The organism is Alkalihalobacillus alcalophilus ATCC 27647 = CGMCC 1.3604 (genome assembly GCF_000292245.2).
Lineage (GTDB): Bacteria > Bacillota > Bacilli > Bacillales > Bacillaceae_D > Alkalihalobacillus > Alkalihalobacillus alcalophilus.
The window spans coordinates 37465-52878 of record NZ_ALPT02000029.1 but is presented as its reverse complement, the minus strand read 5'-3'; the positions used below and the strand labels follow the sequence as shown (position 1 = coordinate 52878).

Below are 15414 nucleotides of genomic sequence, written 5' to 3'. Positions count from 1 at the left end.
TGATTGGACTCAAAAAAAATAAATGAGTTTCATTATTAGAAACTCTAATAAAAAATTTGAAAAATAAAATCCACAAGATCGCATACTAAAGAGAAGGAATTCCTTACAAATGTATCCTATAAAATATCGCCTATAGTTACACTATTAGCTTCTAACCAGTTTTGTGACCAGTTTTCTATCTCCCGCATGAGAGGTTCAAGGGCAATTCCTTTTTCAGTTAATGAATATTCGATTCGAACTGGAGTTACTGGAAAAACTTCTCGTTTTATAATACCTTCGTTTTCAAGATCCTTTAACCTTTCTGATAGGACCCTACCACTTACACCGATTGATGATTCGATCTGGCAAAAACGCTGTGGACCAGATAGAAGCTGGTAAATGATTAAACCTGTCCATCTTTGGCTCAAAAAACCCATAGCTTTTTCAAATCTAGGACAAATTGACTTATCCAATTAAATCAACTCCTTATTTATATAGTATAAACTGCTTAGAGAAATAATTAAATTATCTTTTGTAATAAAGTTACTTGACTACTCTTATTTATAATAATATACTTACTTACATAAAGTAATCAACTAATAAAACGTATTTGTGTTTAATAAATCATTTAGGAGGCAATTATAATGAACTTTCATCGTGAACCGATTACATTTGTCGGTCAAGTAAATTTAAAGATACAAAATTTAGAGCGTTCTATCGCCTTTTATAAAGAAGTCATTGGCTTTAAAGTGCTAGAACAAACGTCAAGGTCTGCTAAATTTAGTGCGGATGGAAAAATAGCTTTATTATCAGTAGAACAACCAGAACATGTAGTTCCAAAACAAGGAAGAACGACGGGGTTATATCACTTTGCACTTCTTTTGCCTAAGCGAACTGATTTAGCCAATATTGTGCAACATTTTGCGAAAATAGGATTACAGTTCGGTTCTTCTGACCATCTTGTAAGTGAAGCTCTCTATTTATCTGACCCAGATGGAAACGGAATTGAAATCTATGTAGATCGGGATCCCTCCGAATGGAATTGGAAGAATAAAGTGGTAGAAATGACTGTTGAACCATTGAATTTTCCTGATCTTTTATCTATAGGAAATGAGCAGTCGTGGAAAGGTCTTCCTATTGAAACGACCATGGGGCATATCCATTTGCATGTATCGGAATTGAGCAAGACAGAAGAGTTTTATATTAAGGGGCTTGGATTTGAAGTCGTAAACCAATTCGGTTCTCAGGCACTTTTTATTTCGGATGGCAAATACCATCACCATATAGGTTTAAATACTTGGAATGGTGTCGGGGCATCTGCACCTCCTCCTAATAGTGTTGGTTTAGAATCATTTATCTTAATGCTTTCAAGTGAGGAAAAGAAAAATAAAATTATTGCACAGTTGAAGGGAATTGGGGCATCTGTTACAGAAAAAAGTGGTTCTATCATTACAACAGATCCTTCAGGAAATCGTATACACTTAATAGCCAAAGAATAGCTGGGGATAAATATTACTATGCGTGAGAATGAGAGTATTAAAAAACAGGTATTGAAATTGGTATTTATACTACAATAAAACCAAATTAAAACGCTGAAAAGCTAATTAAACAATAACAAAAAATCATAGAGGAGAATGAGTAATGGTACAAAAGTATGAAGTGAGTTTATTAATTATTCGAGTAGTCTTAGGAGTGACTTTTTTAATTCATGGGATAGCTAAATTTCAAATGGGACTTGGTAATATAGCAGGATGGTTTGAAAGTATTGGTATGTGGGGTTTCTTAGGTTATGTTGTTGCATTCATTGAACTTCTTGGTGGAATTGCCTTAATAGTAGGGATTGGAACTAGAATGATCTCAGCATTAATTGGTTTTATAATGCTAGGTGCTATCTTTGCTGTAAAATTACCACTCGGTTTCATAGGTGCTGAAGCAGCAGGATATGAGTTAGATATAGTTTTATTGTCAATGGCAGCTGCACTTGTTATTAGTGGGAGCCAACTACTTGCATTGGATCAGAAGCTATTTGGACATAAACGGGAAGTCTAGTACAAGAGTGCTTAGCCTATACGTTCTTTGTGGAAATTCACCTATTCTAGACTATTAAACTAAAAAAATATATTGGAGGAATCATATATGAAAATGTTAGTTACAGGAGCAACAGGAAAATTAGGTTCTAAAATTGTCGAGACTTTATTAAAGAAGATACCAGTAAACCAATTAGCTGTTAGTGTTCGTAATCTAGAAAAGGCAGAAGGGTTACGGGCTCGAGGAGTAGATGTTCGACAAGGTGATTTTGACCATCCGGAAACACTTGATGCAGCTTTTGCTGGCATTGATCGCTTACTGATTATTTCTACGGATGGAGATACTGAAACAAGAATACGCCAACACTCAAATGCCGTCGCAGCGGCTGAGCGTGCTGGAGTGAAATTTATTGTTTATACTAGTGTAGTGAATGCAAAGGAAAGCAAAAACTTCCTTGCTCCAACACATAAAGCAACAGAAGAAGCTATCATAAAAACAGGTATTCCTTATTCTTTTTTAAGAAATAATTGGTACTTGGAAAATGAAATTTCAAGTATTCAAGGGGTTCTAGCAGGTGCGCCTTGGGTAACATCGGCAGGAAATGGAAAGGTAGGATGGGCATTACAACAAGATTATGCAGAGGCAGCAGCGGCGGTATTAACTGGTTATGGACACGAAAACACGATCTACGAGCTTTCTGGCCAATTATTAACACAGGAAGAGTTTGTATCAGCTCTCAGTAATGTATTGGATAAAGAAGTGCCAGTACAACAGGTTGATGACAATACTTATGCAGATATTATGGAGAGCATAGCTGTACCAGATTTCCTTATTCCTTTCCTTATTGATATCCAAAAAGGGATTAGAGGAGGTACGCTTGAAGTCGAAAGTAATGACTTTGAAAAACTTCTTGGACGTTCAGCAACACCAATTAGTGAAGGGCTCACTCAAATAATAAAAGGGCTCTCTTAAATAGAAAAATTAAACTTAGTTTAAGAGGATGGAACAAGTGAGTTTTTACTTATGAAAAATCCGAACTTAAAGGAATTAAGAAGTATGAGCTTGTATAACATTTTGTAGTAGATGAAATGTAGGATTATTACGCACTAGAAGTAGTTTCCTGTCTTTATGGAGCAAGTGTATGGAATGGAAAACCAGCGGCCAATATCAGCCGATTCACCGGTAATTTTGGAGGATTTATTAAAGGTTAGCAAGAGCATTTTATAAAAGCCAGAAAATAAGACATCACTGAGCAGAAGTAATCTTTTCTGAACGGTGATGTCATCATTTTTTGATTAGAAAGGTCCCCATCCGATAAAATGGGCAATTAGAAGGAACGTACATCCTAGCACAAGCCAAATGAGCATTAATGGAAAAATGAATTTAATCCATTTCCACCAAGAGACACCGGCAATTGCGAGTGCTGCCATAATATGTCCAGATGTTGGGAAGAGTAAAGTGGACATCCCGTCTCCAAATTGGAAAGCAAGCGTTGCTGTTTGTCTTGTAATGCCTAGAATGTCGGAAAGAGGAATCATAATCGGCATTGTGATCATCGCTTGTCCACTACCAGATGGAACAAAGAAGTTAAAGAGCCATTGGGCGAAAAACATCCCAATCACGGATAGTTCAGATGGTAATGTACTGACAACAGTAGCTAGAGCATAAATAATCGTATCAATTATTAAACTTTCTTCCATAATAACGACAACACCACGGGCAATTCCGATAATCATCGCACCCATCATCACCTGTTTAAAGCCCTTATTAAACGATTCACTAATGCCTTCTCCAGACATACCTGCTATAACCCCTACAATAATTCCGAGCATTAAAAAGTAACCAGCGAGTTCGATAAAGCTCCATCTAAATGTTAAAATTCCAGCAACAAGGCCAATGAATAAAAGAATCGCAGCGACACCGGCAACTTTTTCACGGAATGTTAATGTAACCGTTTGTTCGATTTGGCTTTTGTTTGCTTCATATTCTTTACGATCTTCTTCAACTAATTCTGGGTTTTTCTCTAGTTTTTTTGCGTAAAGCATTAAGAAAATAGAAGAGACGATAACAATCGAGATTAGAACTAAGAAGCGATATCCAGCTCCAGAATACATAGGTAATCCAGCGATTTCATGAGAGATCCCGACCGTTCCAGGGTTTGTTAAGGCTGATAAGAATCCAGCTGTTGGACCAACCAAGGCAATGGCAGTCGCTAAAATTTTGTTGTAGCCAAGTTTAATCATTAAGGGAATAAGAATAGGAACATAGAGTAAACAAAGCTCAGGTGTACCAACAAATGATGCTAATATGGCAAAGGCTGTAATCAGTACAGGAATAATGACAATTCGCTTATTTGAAAAGGCACGTATTAATCGATCAACCCCAAATTGAATGAGGCCAATGTTTTGTAAGACCATAAACGATCCACCAAGAACAAAAGTAGCAAACACAACAGGTGCTGCTGCCATGAAGCCAGTCGGAATCGCTGAGATGAAGTCAATAATGCCAATGGTTGCATTTTCAATAAAAGTAAATGATTCAGCATCGATCATTGTTTGGCCATTTTCCCCGACCGTTCTCTCATATTCGCCTGAGGGGATAAAAAAAGATAAAAGGCTCATAAAGGCAATAATGCCAAAGAGTATCACATAAATATGTGGAAACTTAAATGTCTTCTTATTTTCAGGTTCTTTTAAAATCAAACGTTCTTGATGGTGAGGTGCTTCTTTCTTTAGTGAATTCTGATTCATGCTAATTCCTCCCTATGTATAGAAACGATTATGGTGTAACGCATTAAATTGTTAATAGTTGTTATTATAATGAACCGCTCCTAAATGAAGTGTTAATATGTCAAATATTCTGACAGTGAAATTAAGGAAGGTTATGTTATACTTTCTTACGTTTTAATGTTCAAATAGTCATTTTATGTAGAAGGGATATGCATTTTTAGATTAGTTAAGATGAATAAAGGAGGGTCTTACATTTTCTAATGTAGGTAATACCTAAAAATATAATTAGTTAGAGTACATGAGAGAATATATGAATGGAAGAAGTAGGTTGATTTTACGATCAAATCATGTAGTATGTATTTTAAATATAGATGTCTTCAACCAAATATTGGTCTACTATTCTTCGAGGCTACTTTAAAGAAAGGAGGTTAATAGGATGAATATCATCGATAAGCTCGAGGCGAATCACATGAGTGGTTGCTTGTCATTGTTGTTATCTGTTCTTTTCTTACTTTAAAAAGGATTTGTAAGTTAGAACAGTATAAAAATAAGCTGCATGGAAAATTCATACCTTATTAGGTTGCATTTAAAATCTGTGTATTTATTTCTCTAGTCATTATTTCTAGAAAAACTTTAAGATAAATTACTTTTAGGTTAATGAGGTAACTATGGATACTTTAACTATTACGATTACGATTATGACAATGGGGATCATGATTGCATTAGGCGTTTTTGTCGCTTCAAGAGTGCCGGTTACATTACAAGCTAAAGAGCTTTTAATGTTTATAATCATTAACCTCGCTGTTCCGTCTATTATTTTAAACGCGGTATTTAATACTGAAATTGATGAAAATGTCTTTCAGCAGGTGATTATTGTATTTGTCGTTTCTCTGGTGTTCAATGGACTAGGCCTATTATTAACGATTTTGATTGGTCGTCTAATAAAGTTTGAGCCATCACTTGCGACGAAATTAGGCTTATTAGCTGTTTTGGGGAATGTAGGTTTTATTGGGATTCCTTTAAGTGCGACCATTTTTGGTCCAATCGGGGGATTACTTGCTGCGGTTTTTGACGCAGGGATTGATTTAGTTTTATTTTCTTTAGGAATTTACCTTTTACAGAGCGAAAAAAGGTTTCATTTCAAACAGTTAAAGGCGTTAATTAATGTTCCATTAATCGCCATTATTTTAGGGTTAGCCTTTGTTATAAGTAATCTTGAGGCTCCTTTTGTTTTTAAGCAATTATCTTCTATTCTATCAGGATTAGCCGCTCCTTTAGCTATGTTATATATTGGCTTTTTATTATATCCTTTTTTACGTAAAGAACAAGCATTTTACTATAAGGAACTTTGGTATCCATTAATTTTAAAGCTTTTGATCTTCCCAATGATTGCTATTCTTATAATGACTTTACTTCCACTAGAGGATTTTATAAAACAATTACTAACAATACTAATAGCGATGCCAACCTTTATGTTAGCATCAGTTGTTTTCTCTAGATATTCGGATGGCGATAATTTAGCTGTTATAACAACCGTTGTCAGTACTTTATTATCATTGATTACCATACCTTTAGTGACGTTTATTGCAAGTGTTTTTATATAGTGTAATGCATTTATAATTTCAGTTGAATTTATGGGAAGTGGGAAAACACGGGGAGGGAAAAGAGGAAGGTGTCTAGAGGAAATAAAAATAAGGATGCTTCGTCTTGTGCGAAGCATCCTTATTATTGCTCACTCTTATTTAGTTTAACTAATTCACCGGTTTCAAATGCGATAGCGATGCCAAAAGCAATGGTATGAATTATGTAGACACCAGTGAATAGGAAGAACGCTAATGATGCTCCTTCTACTACAGCAATGATAAACCAAGCAACTAGAATGACAACAAAACTGACATTCCATGCCGTGGCTTTGGCAAAGGAAGTGGTTTGTTTATGACGCTCATCGTATAGGTATTTCTTTTGGCCATTCCGTCTAACAAAATACCATGTTATCAACTGAATGATAATAGCTAGGAATATCCCTGAAGAAGCCCATAATAGATTACTCATTTAAATTCTCATCCCCCTCAAAAATAAATAAATCTTCAATCGTACATTCAAAAAGTTGAGCTAATTTGTGTGCCAAGACAAGCGATGGTTTGTATTTCCCTTTTTCTAAAGAAATGATTGTTTGTCTAGACACTTTTAGACGTTGAGATAATTGCTCCTGAGTGATTTCTTTAGCGATACGTTTTTCACGAATTAGTGTTTTCATTTTCTCCCCTAAGTAAAGTTAACTTTACGTATAGTTTACTTTACATTGTCATTGTTTGTAAAGTGTTAGGAGGTGAAATAACAAATAAACCCATTTTAGCGATAATACCGAACAAATTACTACTTTATAACTCAAAAACCAGACCCCTTTAGTAAGGTTTTATCTCTCGTGTTCAGGTAGATTTGATGTGACGTATGTCTGAGCTAACAAATCATGAATGGAACGTTTGTCTTCTCTTGTTGAGACAAGATAAATACTCACCATAAGAAGGATTCCAGCGGTAGTACTATATAGAATGGGGACGAAAAAATCTCTTATTAGCATTGTAGTAAAGGTTAAACGCCGCCCTGATATATGTGAGATTCTAATACCGAGTAGTCGTTTTCCGAGGGTATAACCATTCCAAAAAGTTGGTAGAAACACCGCATATAGAGATGAAAAAACGACCGCTATGAGGAGCACTGAGAAATCAAGAAATAAATGAATGATAAATGAGAAGGCAAAGGTAATAATAAGGTCAATAAAAAGTGAAAAAGCTCGTATATATACTCCGACAGGGCTATCCATTAAACGGTTCATTAAAAATCTCCTCCTCTTAAAAATTCATAAGTGCCTTTTTTTAGTTATACCCGATAACGCAGTCTTCGTTTATACTAAAATGGTAGTCTTAAAGTAATGGATATTGGAAAAGAGGTAGAATGATGATTTTGTTTCTAATGTTCTGCGTTATCGCATATGTTATTGGGTCTATACCTACTGGGAAGATAGTGGCTAGACTCAAAGGTGTAGACATTCAAGCGGTGGGAACTAAAAATATAGGGTCAAGCAATGTTTATTTAAATTTAGGTAAAACAATGGCAATCATCGTTTTACTAGGAGATATGGGGAAAGCGTATTTAATCGTTACTTACGCAGGTCAAATATTTGATGGTGGTCAAGCAATGGTTATCGCTTTATTTGTTATTATTGGAAATTTAAAATCTATCTTTTTAAATTTCACAGGTGGGAAAGGCGTTGCGACTAGTTTAGGAATCTTTTTAGCAACAGAACCGATTGCTTTAGTGTATCTTGGCGTATTGTGGTTGATTGGACTAGCTTATAAAAAATATATCCTTTTTGCAGGGCTTGCAGCGATTTTGATCATCCCTTACCAATATATTCGGTATGAGGACCAAATAGCGGTCATATCAGCTTTTTTAATTATCTTATTTATGCTTTTAAAACATCTTGAAAATATTGGATGGGCACGAGAGGAAAAAGTGATTTAAACCTTTTTATTAGTCGGTTCTCCTTTTTGGATAGACTCAAGTTTACTGTGCTTTTAAATGAAATACTCATTATATAGTCATCAATAAGCTAAACTTTAGCGTTCTTTAAAATAGGACTTCAAAGTAGATGTCCTCCATTTAAACATGACAAAAACCAGTAGTGATGTTTTTACTGGTTTTTTGCCTTGGAGAATGCTCTTCTTTTTCTTTTTGCATACACATAGAGAAACCCTAAGTAAGCAAACATCATGGCAGAAACGGATATTCTCCATTCTACATACTTTTCAGGAGAAATATGGTGTGTATTATTCGTAAAAGAGGCAAGGAACCAACCACCAAATATTGTCATACCAAGTAATAATAACACACTACCCAAATTCGAGAATTCGTTAGGGAGCTTTTCACTTGTAGCTGCAACTTCTTTTTCGGGTATCGCCAGATCTTTTTTATTAAGTCTTTTTTTCTCGCCTTTAACTAGTAGGTGAGTATAGGTTAGTATGAACCAAAAGAAAGAAAAAGAGAATAAGAGCACGATAAACACTTGACCACTAACAACCCCGAGGAAAAATAAGCTACTGCCAATTAAAAAGAATAAAAGAGTAACAATTAAAAGAGCAATCAAAATATTCACCACCTATAAGGAATTATACCATTGTCTTTGGTGGTGTTCATTTTTTTATGAAAAATTAGGGGATAAGTGAAAATGGATGTTTACTTATGTTCGTTTATGTGTGATTATTAAAAAGTAAAGGAGTGAATGGAAATGTTATCACAGAAGCGTCATGAAATGTTATTAGCTTATTTAAATGAACATAAAGCGATAAAAGTTTCGGAAGCAAGCGAGCTTTTAGGAGTTACCGAAAAGACGATTCGCCTTGACTTAGAATTGTTAGAACATAAAAAGCTTTTACGCCGTGTGCACGGAGGGGCGGTATTAGAAGAAACCAAAACAAGCCTTTTTCCGATTGAAGGAAGAAAGCTTAGTCATATGGACAAGAAACAGGAAATTGCCGAAAAGGCGTTATCTTATATTGAAAAAAATGAAGTCATCTTATTAGATGGAGGTAGTACGGCACTGGCTTTAGCCCGGTTACTTGGAGATTTTCCGGTATCGGTCTTAACTAATGATATCCAAGTAGCTCATGAATTATATCCTAAAGAGAAAGTTCAACTCGTCATGTTGGGTGGGGCAAGACTTGAAAATTCGCCGGCGATCTATAGCCAACAAACGATTAATATGTTGGAGTCGATGTTTGTGCAAAAGCTCTTTTTAGGGGCAACAGGTGTATCGATAGAACATGGTTTAACCGTGTTAAAAAGTTACCATGTAGAGTGGAAAATGCAAGCGATTCGTAGTTCGAACGAAACCATTTTACTCGCTGATTCAACAAAATTTGGTCAAGTAGGTCTCATGAGGTTTGCCCAAATAGAAGAGGTGGATACGGTTATAACTGATTCATCACTAGAACCGTCATTTAAGGAAGCCTTTAAGGAAAAAAATATGAAAGTATTATAAGAAAACAATTGATGGTTCTGAGAAAGAGTGATAAAATCAAACTTAAACGAACAAAAATGAACATAAAGGGATGGGGTGGGCATATGTTTAATCAAAATTTCTCATTAAAAGGAAAAACGGCTCTTGTAACAGGAGCTAGTCGTGGACTTGGACAAGCAATGGCCATTGGCCTGGCAGAGGTTGGGGCGACGGTCATTGGTGCCGGTTTAAGTGAAATGGTCGAAACGAAGCAGAAGATAGAAGAGCTCGGTGGAACCTTCTATTCTTTGAAAGCGGATTTATCTGCTGAAGGTGGAGCAAAAACATTAGCTGATCAAGTTTTAGAAAAATATGAAAACGTTGACATTCTTGTTAATAACGCTGGCATTATTAAACGCGATGAAGCGGAAAATGTTAGCGATGAAAGTTTCAGAGAGGTTTTACAAGTAAATCTAGACTCTTTATTTACTCTTTCACGTGAGCTTGGTCGTCATATGATTGAAAGAGGTAGTGGCTCGATTATTAATATCGCCTCTATGTTGTCCTTTCAAGGTGGGCTAAGAGTTCCTGCTTATACGGCAAGTAAACATGCAGTGGCAGGCTTAACAAAAGCATTAGCCAATGAATGGTCGTCAAAAGGAGTTCGGGTTAATGCGATTGCACCAGGATATATGGTGACAGATAATACAGTGGGAATTCGAAATGATGAGCCGCGCTATGAATACATTAGATCCCGTATTCCAATGGGAGAGTGGGGGGTACCAGAAGATTTAAAAGGACCCGTTATTTTCTTAGCGTCAGAGGCTTCCCGTTATGTGAATGGTCATGTGCTATGTGTTGACGGAGGCTGGATGAGTTCATAATCAATTGAAATTTTGGGAAGTAGGTGTTCTTATGAAAAATGAACTGGTTACTTTTGGAGAAACGATGATTTTATTTGAGGCAGAATCAGAAGGTGGTTTTCGGTATACTTCTCGATTTATAAAAAGAATGGGCGGAGCAGAATCGAATGTGGCCATTGCCGTTACTAAGTTAGGGCACGATGCAACCTGGATGAGTAAAGTGAGTGATGATGAGTTAGGTGAATTTGTTGTGAGGGAATTACAAGCTGAAGGTGTTAACACAGCTTATGTAAAAAAGACAACAACAGCACCGACAGCTATTTATATAAAGGAACGAAAAAGAGCGGACCAAACAAATGTCTATTATTTTAGACATGGTTCAGCGGCAAGTGAATTAACGGCGAGTGATCTTGATTTTTCGGTGATCGAACAAGCTAAGATTTTACATGTGACAGGGATTACTTTGCTATTGAGCGATTCCTGCTATGAGGCAGCGATGGAAGCCGTATTGTTTGCCAAAGAAAAAGGGGTATTTGTTTCGTTTGACCCGAATTTACGCTTTGCTCTTATTAAACGAGTGGGTGAGGATACGTCCCGTGAAAGAATACTGACTATTGCAAAATTAGCTGATCTTGTTTTACCTGGACTAGATGAAGCGAGCTGGTTATTAGGGGAAAAAGAAGAGCAGGAGCTGGTTCAAGAGTTTATCACACTTGGTGCAGGTTCGGTTGTTTTGAAAAATAATGATCATGAGATGCTGTATGCGACGAAGGAAGAGAGTGGAAAACTATCAGGTTTTCACGTCGAAAATGTGGCCGATCCCGTTGGGGCAGGTGATGGTTTTGCAGCAGGTGTTCTTGTTAGTCTTTTAGAAAATAAACCGTTGAAGGATGCGGTTCGATTTGGTTCTGCTGTTGGGGCCTTAGTCGTGCAAACGAAAGGTGATTTTGAAGGGATGCCTGAGCGTAAGGAAGTAGATGCTTTAATTAATCAAGATAATAAGGTGAATGGGGGCGTATTAAGGTGACGATTTTAGAAAGTTTGCTAGATTCTGGTGTGTGTGCGGTCATGCGAAAGTTACCTGTAGCCGATGTGGAGGCGATTGCAACAGCTCTTGTTGATGGTGGAGTCAAAGGGCTTGAAGTAACACTTGATTCTGAGGATGCGTTGTTCGTCATTAAACAGCTGAGTGAAAAATTTGAAGATACGGCGATTGTTGGAGCAGGAACAGTGCTTAATGAGGAACAGGCAGAGGCCGCGATTGAAGCAGGAGCCAAGTTTATATTTGCCCCGATTTTAGATAAGGAAACAATCGAAGTGGCGAAAAGTCATGGCGTGATTGCCATACCGGGTGTGTTTACGCCAACAGAAGCTCATAATGCAATGAAGTGGGGGGCCGATGTCGTAAAGGTTTTCCCAGCTGAATGCGTCGGGCCATCTTTTATTAAATCGGTCAGTGGTCCACTTTCACATGTCAAAATGATGCCGACTGGTGGGGTTAATTTAGATACGATCGATTCATTTATTAAAGCAGGAGCTGTTGCTGTCGGTGCAGGTGGTTCTTTGTTAAAAGCAGATTTAATCGCAGCAAAGGACTGGCAAGCTTTGCGACAACTAGCTTCAGAATTTGTCGACAAAGTCCAAGAAAGCCGCGGAAGTTCAAAAGTTTTAAAGTAGAGGTTTGATTTGGCCGGCGGCATATACGTAGTGTCGAACTATATCGATTAAAAATTATGAGGAGGAAGCATAAAATGGATATTCGTTATGAGGTAAGCCCGAAAGATGTGAAGCGTTATACGACAGAGGAATTAAGAGAGAGCTTTTTAGTCGAGTCGCTTTTTAAAGAAGGTGAAATTTCATTCACTTACTCGCATTATGACCGTCTTGTTATTGGGGGAGCTATTCCAACAAAAGAGGAGCTGACTCTTGATGCAGGGGATACCCTTCGTACGGAGCATTTTTTAGAACGTCGTGAAATCGCTATCATTCACATTGGTGGAGGCAAGGGCAAGGTTAAAGTAAATGGGGAGTCTTACAAGTTAGAGAAACGCGATTGTTTATATGTTGGGAAGGGCAATGAGCAAGTAACCCTTCATTCCGATTCATCTGCTGATCCAGCCCGTTTTTACTTAGTATCAGCGACCGCACATAAAAATTATCCGACTCGCTTATTACCAATTGCTGAGGCTGAGCCAACTCATTTAGGTAGTGATGCGGAATCGAATAATCGGACGATTTATAAATATGTACATGAGGATGGCATTCAAAGTTGTCAGCTCATGGTTGGGATGACCTTACTTGAGCCGAATAATATGTGGAATACGATGCCTGCACATGTTCATGATCGTCGAATGGAAGCGTATTTATATTTTGATATGGAGCCCGCTTCACGCGTATTTCATTTTATGGGTCAGCCGAATGAAACTCGTCACATGCTTATTGAAAATGAGCAAGCCGTGATTTCTCCACCTTGGTCGATTCATTCTGGTGTCGGTACGAGCAACTATACGTTTATTTGGGCGATGGCTGGTGAAAATTATACGTTTAAAGATATGGACTTCGTACCGGTAGAGGAGCTGAAATAAATGATTACGACAAATCAGTCGTTTATTCATGATCATTTTATGTTGCAATCAAAAGCGGCGGAAACGTTATATCATCAATTTTCCAAGGATTTACCGATTATTGATTACCATTGCCATGTTTCGCCTTTTGAGATTGCCGAAAATCGTCGGTACGAAAATATTTCAGAGCTTTGGTTACACGGAGACCATTATAAATGGCGAGCGATGCGGACAATGGGTGTAGAGGAAGCCTACATTACTGGAGATAAAAGTGATAAAGAGAAGTTTTTAAAATGGGCGGAAGTTGTGCCGTATACGATTGGAAACCCTCTTTATCACTGGACACATCTTGAACTAAAACGTTACTTTAATGTCGATGAACTTTTATCGCCTAAAACAGCTGAACGAATTTGGGAGCAAACAAATGAACTTTTAAAATCGAATACGTTCAGTACTCAAGGAATTATTAAACAATCAAATGTTGAATTAATTTGTACAACAGACGATCCGATCGACACATTGGAAGCTCACGAAGCGATTCAAGAGCAGGAAGCTTTTACGACAAAAGTGATTCCAGCATTTCGTCCAGATAAGGCTTTGTTTATCACATCCCCAGCGTATTTAAGTTATTTAGAAAAGTTAGAACATGCCTCAGACCAATCGATTCAACAGTTAACTGACTTGCTACAAGTACTTGAGGATAGAGCTTCCTATTTTCACGAAAGAGGATGCCGTTTATCAGATCACGGAATTGAAACATTACCTTATACGCTGTGCACCGAATCGGAGGCAAGTGCCATTTTTGAAAAAGCATTGAATCAGGGAACGATTTCGGTCCATGAGGAGAGACAATTCCAAACATTTGTCCTTCTATTTTTAGGGGGAATTTATCATAAGTTGGGTTGGACCTTACAATTTCATTTAGGAGCGTTACGAAATAATAACAGCCGAATGTTTGCCGAGCTTGGTGCCGATACCGGGTATGATTCCATGGGGGATTTCTCTATGGCACGTGATTTAAATCAATTTTTGAATGCACTTGATCAAAAAAATCAGTTGCCAAAGACGATCATCTACACCTTAAATCCGATTTATAATGAAGTCATTGCAACAGCGATCGGTAATTTCCAATCTAGTGGAACCGTGGGTAAAATTCAATTTGGTTCTGGTTGGTGGTTTAACGATCAAAAGGATGGCATGGAAAAACAAATGCGCGATTTAGCGAATATTGGGTTACTTAGTGCCTTTGTCGGCATGTTAACCGATTCACGGAGCTTTCTTTCCTATACTCGTCATGAATATTTTAGACGAATTTTGTGCAATATGATTGGCAAATGGGTTGAGGATGGTGAAGTTCCTTATGATGAGGAATGGCTTGGTCAAATTGTGCGAAATATTAGCTATTATAACGCGAAAAATTACTTTCAATTTTAATTCAGTGTGTACTTGTTTCAGGGTCAAACCGACTCCACTTGATATATGGGGTGATCTCGCTTGAAAAAAATCATCCTGCTAGGTGGGGCTGGAACCATTGGTGCGATATTAGCTAAAAAGTTACAAAATGAATATAAAGTGATCGTGATGGATAAACAAAAGCCAAATACAAATGTGGAGTTTATTCCGGTCGATGCGACGAACTACAACGAGCTGTTTAAAGCGATACCAGGTGACGCCGATACAATCGTCAATCTCTTGAGGATTGAGGCTTCTAGTGGGGTTGAAAGTGTTGACCAATTTAACCACTTAACAAATGTGTTTTTTCAAGCGAGCTATTATGTTTTGATGGCCGCACGAGAAAAAGGCATTCATCGTGTTGTTTTTGCTAGTAGTAATCACGTCACAGATGGTTATGAAGAAGATGGGTATTCGCTTTTATCTCGTGAAATTACAGTCGATGATTTTCCAAAAACGAAATGTCTCTATGGGGTTTTAAAGTTTGCTTCAGAACAGCTAGGTCATTTATTTGCAGAAGAGGGAAAACTCTCGGTGATTAACTTACGAATTGCTTCTGTACCTGCTAAAAAGAAAGGGAGTCCTCATAACGAACGATTGAACCGAACGCTCCTTTCTGATGATGATTTAGTTTCGCTTGTAAGAGCAGCCATTGAAACGGAGACCTTTTTTGGAACCTATTACGGTGTGTCTAATCATTTAAACAAACCATGGAGTACACTAAATGCGTATCAAGATTTAGGTTTTCTATCAAACCTTCGTAAAGAGACGGAAGAAGGGGAAGGGGTCTGACGATTTAT

Annotated in this window: 18 protein-coding genes; 12 read left to right on the top strand and 6 right to left on the bottom strand. The window is 37.4% G+C overall.

Features of this window, described 5'->3' with window-relative positions; all coding sequences use genetic code 11:
• Positions 1–116: 116 nt before the first annotated feature.
• On the bottom strand, positions 117–452 hold the full coding sequence (locus tag BALCAV_RS09660) for a winged helix-turn-helix transcriptional regulator (RefSeq protein ID WP_003322270.1): 336 nt from the start codon (positions 450–452) through the stop codon (positions 117–119).
• A 171-nt stretch (positions 453–623) separates the two neighbouring features.
• On the opposite strand from BALCAV_RS09660, the gene BALCAV_RS09655 reads away from it, so the two are divergent.
• The 3 genes from BALCAV_RS09655 (at position 624) to BALCAV_RS09645 (ending at position 2979) form a co-directional block, all read left to right on the top strand.
• The gene (locus BALCAV_RS09655) at positions 624–1478 is read left to right on the top strand and encodes a VOC family protein (RefSeq protein WP_003322269.1); all 855 of its coding nucleotides are present in this window, start codon (positions 624–626) and stop codon (positions 1476–1478) included.
• Between the two features lie 142 nt (positions 1479–1620).
• The gene (locus tag BALCAV_RS09650) at positions 1621–2028 is read left to right on the top strand and encodes a DoxX family protein (protein ID WP_003322268.1); all 408 of its coding nucleotides are present in this window, start codon (positions 1621–1623) and stop codon (positions 2026–2028) included.
• A gap of 87 nt (positions 2029–2115) precedes the next feature.
• Complete coding sequence (locus BALCAV_RS09645) at positions 2116–2979, top strand: SDR family oxidoreductase (protein WP_003322267.1); 864 nt, start codon at positions 2116–2118, stop codon at positions 2977–2979.
• 323 nt (positions 2980–3302) lie between these two features.
• Here the strand turns inward: BALCAV_RS09645 and BALCAV_RS09640 are convergent, their stop codons facing one another.
• Positions 3303–4757 carry a YfcC family protein gene (locus BALCAV_RS09640; RefSeq protein ID WP_003322266.1) on the bottom strand — a complete coding sequence of 485 codons (1455 nt, stop codon included), beginning with the start codon at positions 4755–4757 and terminating at the stop codon, positions 3303–3305.
• A 647-nt stretch (positions 4758–5404) separates the two neighbouring features.
• Here BALCAV_RS09640 and BALCAV_RS09635 point away from each other — a divergent pair.
• Positions 5405–6340, top strand: a complete 936-nt coding sequence (locus tag BALCAV_RS09635; protein WP_003322264.1) for an AEC family transporter — start codon at positions 5405–5407, stop codon at positions 6338–6340.
• Between the two features lie 121 nt (positions 6341–6461).
• Here the strand turns inward: BALCAV_RS09635 and BALCAV_RS09630 are convergent, their stop codons facing one another.
• The 3 genes from BALCAV_RS09630 to BALCAV_RS09620 all read right to left on the bottom strand — a co-directional run bounded on the left by BALCAV_RS09630 (position 6462) and on the right by BALCAV_RS09620 (position 7572).
• Positions 6462–6788, bottom strand: coding sequence for a hypothetical protein (locus BALCAV_RS09630; protein WP_003322263.1), 327 nt, complete (start codon positions 6786–6788; stop codon positions 6462–6464).
• On the bottom strand, positions 6781–6993 hold the full coding sequence (locus BALCAV_RS09625; protein WP_003322262.1) for a helix-turn-helix transcriptional regulator: 213 nt from the start codon (positions 6991–6993) through the stop codon (positions 6781–6783). Before BALCAV_RS09625 ends, BALCAV_RS09630 begins: the two co-directional genes overlap by 8 nt.
• 159 nt (positions 6994–7152) lie before the next feature.
• Positions 7153–7572, bottom strand: a complete 420-nt coding sequence (locus tag BALCAV_RS09620; RefSeq protein WP_003322261.1) for an RDD family protein — start codon at positions 7570–7572, stop codon at positions 7153–7155.
• A 122-nt stretch (positions 7573–7694) separates the two neighbouring features.
• On the opposite strand from BALCAV_RS09620, the gene BALCAV_RS09615 reads away from it, so the two are divergent.
• Entirely contained in the window at positions 7695–8261 is a 567-nt protein-coding gene (locus BALCAV_RS09615) for a glycerol-3-phosphate acyltransferase (protein ID WP_003322260.1), read from the top strand.
• A gap of 169 nt (positions 8262–8430) precedes the next feature.
• On the opposite strand, the gene BALCAV_RS09610 is transcribed toward BALCAV_RS09615, so the two are convergent.
• Complete coding sequence (locus tag BALCAV_RS09610; RefSeq protein ID WP_003322259.1) at positions 8431–8883, bottom strand: hypothetical protein; 453 nt, start codon at positions 8881–8883, stop codon at positions 8431–8433.
• 141 nt (positions 8884–9024) lie between these two features.
• Between BALCAV_RS09610 and BALCAV_RS09605 the strand changes: the two genes are divergently transcribed.
• From BALCAV_RS09605 to BALCAV_RS09575, 7 genes are all read left to right on the top strand, one after another.
• Entirely contained in the window at positions 9025–9777 is a 753-nt protein-coding gene (locus tag BALCAV_RS09605) for a DeoR/GlpR family DNA-binding transcription regulator (protein ID WP_003322257.1), read from the top strand.
• Positions 9778–9860: 83 nt separating this feature from the next.
• Positions 9861–10619, top strand: coding sequence for a 2-dehydro-3-deoxy-D-gluconate 5-dehydrogenase KduD (kduD, locus tag BALCAV_RS09600; protein WP_003322256.1), 759 nt, complete (start codon positions 9861–9863; stop codon positions 10617–10619).
• 31 nt (positions 10620–10650) lie between these two features.
• Positions 10651–11625 (top strand): sugar kinase, encoded by a 975-nt coding sequence (locus BALCAV_RS09595; RefSeq protein WP_040323840.1) that lies wholly within the window; start codon positions 10651–10653, stop codon positions 11623–11625.
• A complete protein-coding gene (locus BALCAV_RS09590; RefSeq protein WP_003322253.1) occupies positions 11622–12275 on the top strand; it encodes a bifunctional 4-hydroxy-2-oxoglutarate aldolase/2-dehydro-3-deoxy-phosphogluconate aldolase in 654 nt (217 codons plus the stop codon). Before BALCAV_RS09595 ends, BALCAV_RS09590 begins: the two co-directional genes overlap by 4 nt.
• A gap of 74 nt (positions 12276–12349) precedes the next feature.
• Complete coding sequence (gene kduI / locus BALCAV_RS09585; RefSeq protein ID WP_003322252.1) at positions 12350–13183, top strand: 5-dehydro-4-deoxy-D-glucuronate isomerase; 834 nt, start codon at positions 12350–12352, stop codon at positions 13181–13183.
• The gene (gene uxaC, locus BALCAV_RS09580) at positions 13184–14596 is read left to right on the top strand and encodes a glucuronate isomerase (RefSeq protein ID WP_003322251.1); all 1413 of its coding nucleotides are present in this window, start codon (positions 13184–13186) and stop codon (positions 14594–14596) included.
• Positions 14597–14656: 60 nt separating this feature from the next.
• Positions 14657–15406, top strand: a complete 750-nt coding sequence (locus tag BALCAV_RS09575) for an NAD-dependent epimerase/dehydratase family protein (protein WP_003322250.1) — start codon at positions 14657–14659, stop codon at positions 15404–15406.
• The last annotated feature ends 8 nt before the right edge of the window (positions 15407–15414 follow it).

Coding starts and splice junctions, on each gene's coding strand:
- BALCAV_RS09620 (WP_003322261.1), bottom strand. CDS start 7,572: ATGAACCGTTTAATGGATAGCCCTGTCGGAGTATATATACGAGCTTTT.
- BALCAV_RS09625 (WP_003322262.1), bottom strand. CDS start 6,993: ATGAAAACACTAATTCGTGAAAAACGTATCGCTAAAGAAATCACTCAG.
- BALCAV_RS09640 (WP_003322266.1), bottom strand. CDS start 4,757: ATGAATCAGAATTCACTAAAGAAAGAAGCACCTCACCATCAAGAACGT.
- kduI (WP_003322252.1), top strand. CDS start 12,350: ATGGATATTCGTTATGAGGTAAGCCCGAAAGATGTGAAGCGTTATACG.
- BALCAV_RS09635 (WP_003322264.1), top strand. CDS start 5,405: ATGGATACTTTAACTATTACGATTACGATTATGACAATGGGGATCATG.
- uxaC (WP_003322251.1), top strand. CDS start 13,184: ATGATTACGACAAATCAGTCGTTTATTCATGATCATTTTATGTTGCAA.
- BALCAV_RS09645 (WP_003322267.1), top strand. CDS start 2,116: ATGAAAATGTTAGTTACAGGAGCAACAGGAAAATTAGGTTCTAAAATT.
- BALCAV_RS09655 (WP_003322269.1), top strand. CDS start 624: ATGAACTTTCATCGTGAACCGATTACATTTGTCGGTCAAGTAAATTTA.
- BALCAV_RS09595 (WP_040323840.1), top strand. CDS start 10,651: ATGAAAAATGAACTGGTTACTTTTGGAGAAACGATGATTTTATTTGAG.
- kduD (WP_003322256.1), top strand. CDS start 9,861: ATGTTTAATCAAAATTTCTCATTAAAAGGAAAAACGGCTCTTGTAACA.
- BALCAV_RS09615 (WP_003322260.1), top strand. CDS start 7,695: ATGATTTTGTTTCTAATGTTCTGCGTTATCGCATATGTTATTGGGTCT.
- BALCAV_RS09605 (WP_003322257.1), top strand. CDS start 9,025: ATGTTATCACAGAAGCGTCATGAAATGTTATTAGCTTATTTAAATGAA.
- BALCAV_RS09650 (WP_003322268.1), top strand. CDS start 1,621: ATGGTACAAAAGTATGAAGTGAGTTTATTAATTATTCGAGTAGTCTTA.
- BALCAV_RS09630 (WP_003322263.1), bottom strand. CDS start 6,788: ATGAGTAATCTATTATGGGCTTCTTCAGGGATATTCCTAGCTATTATC.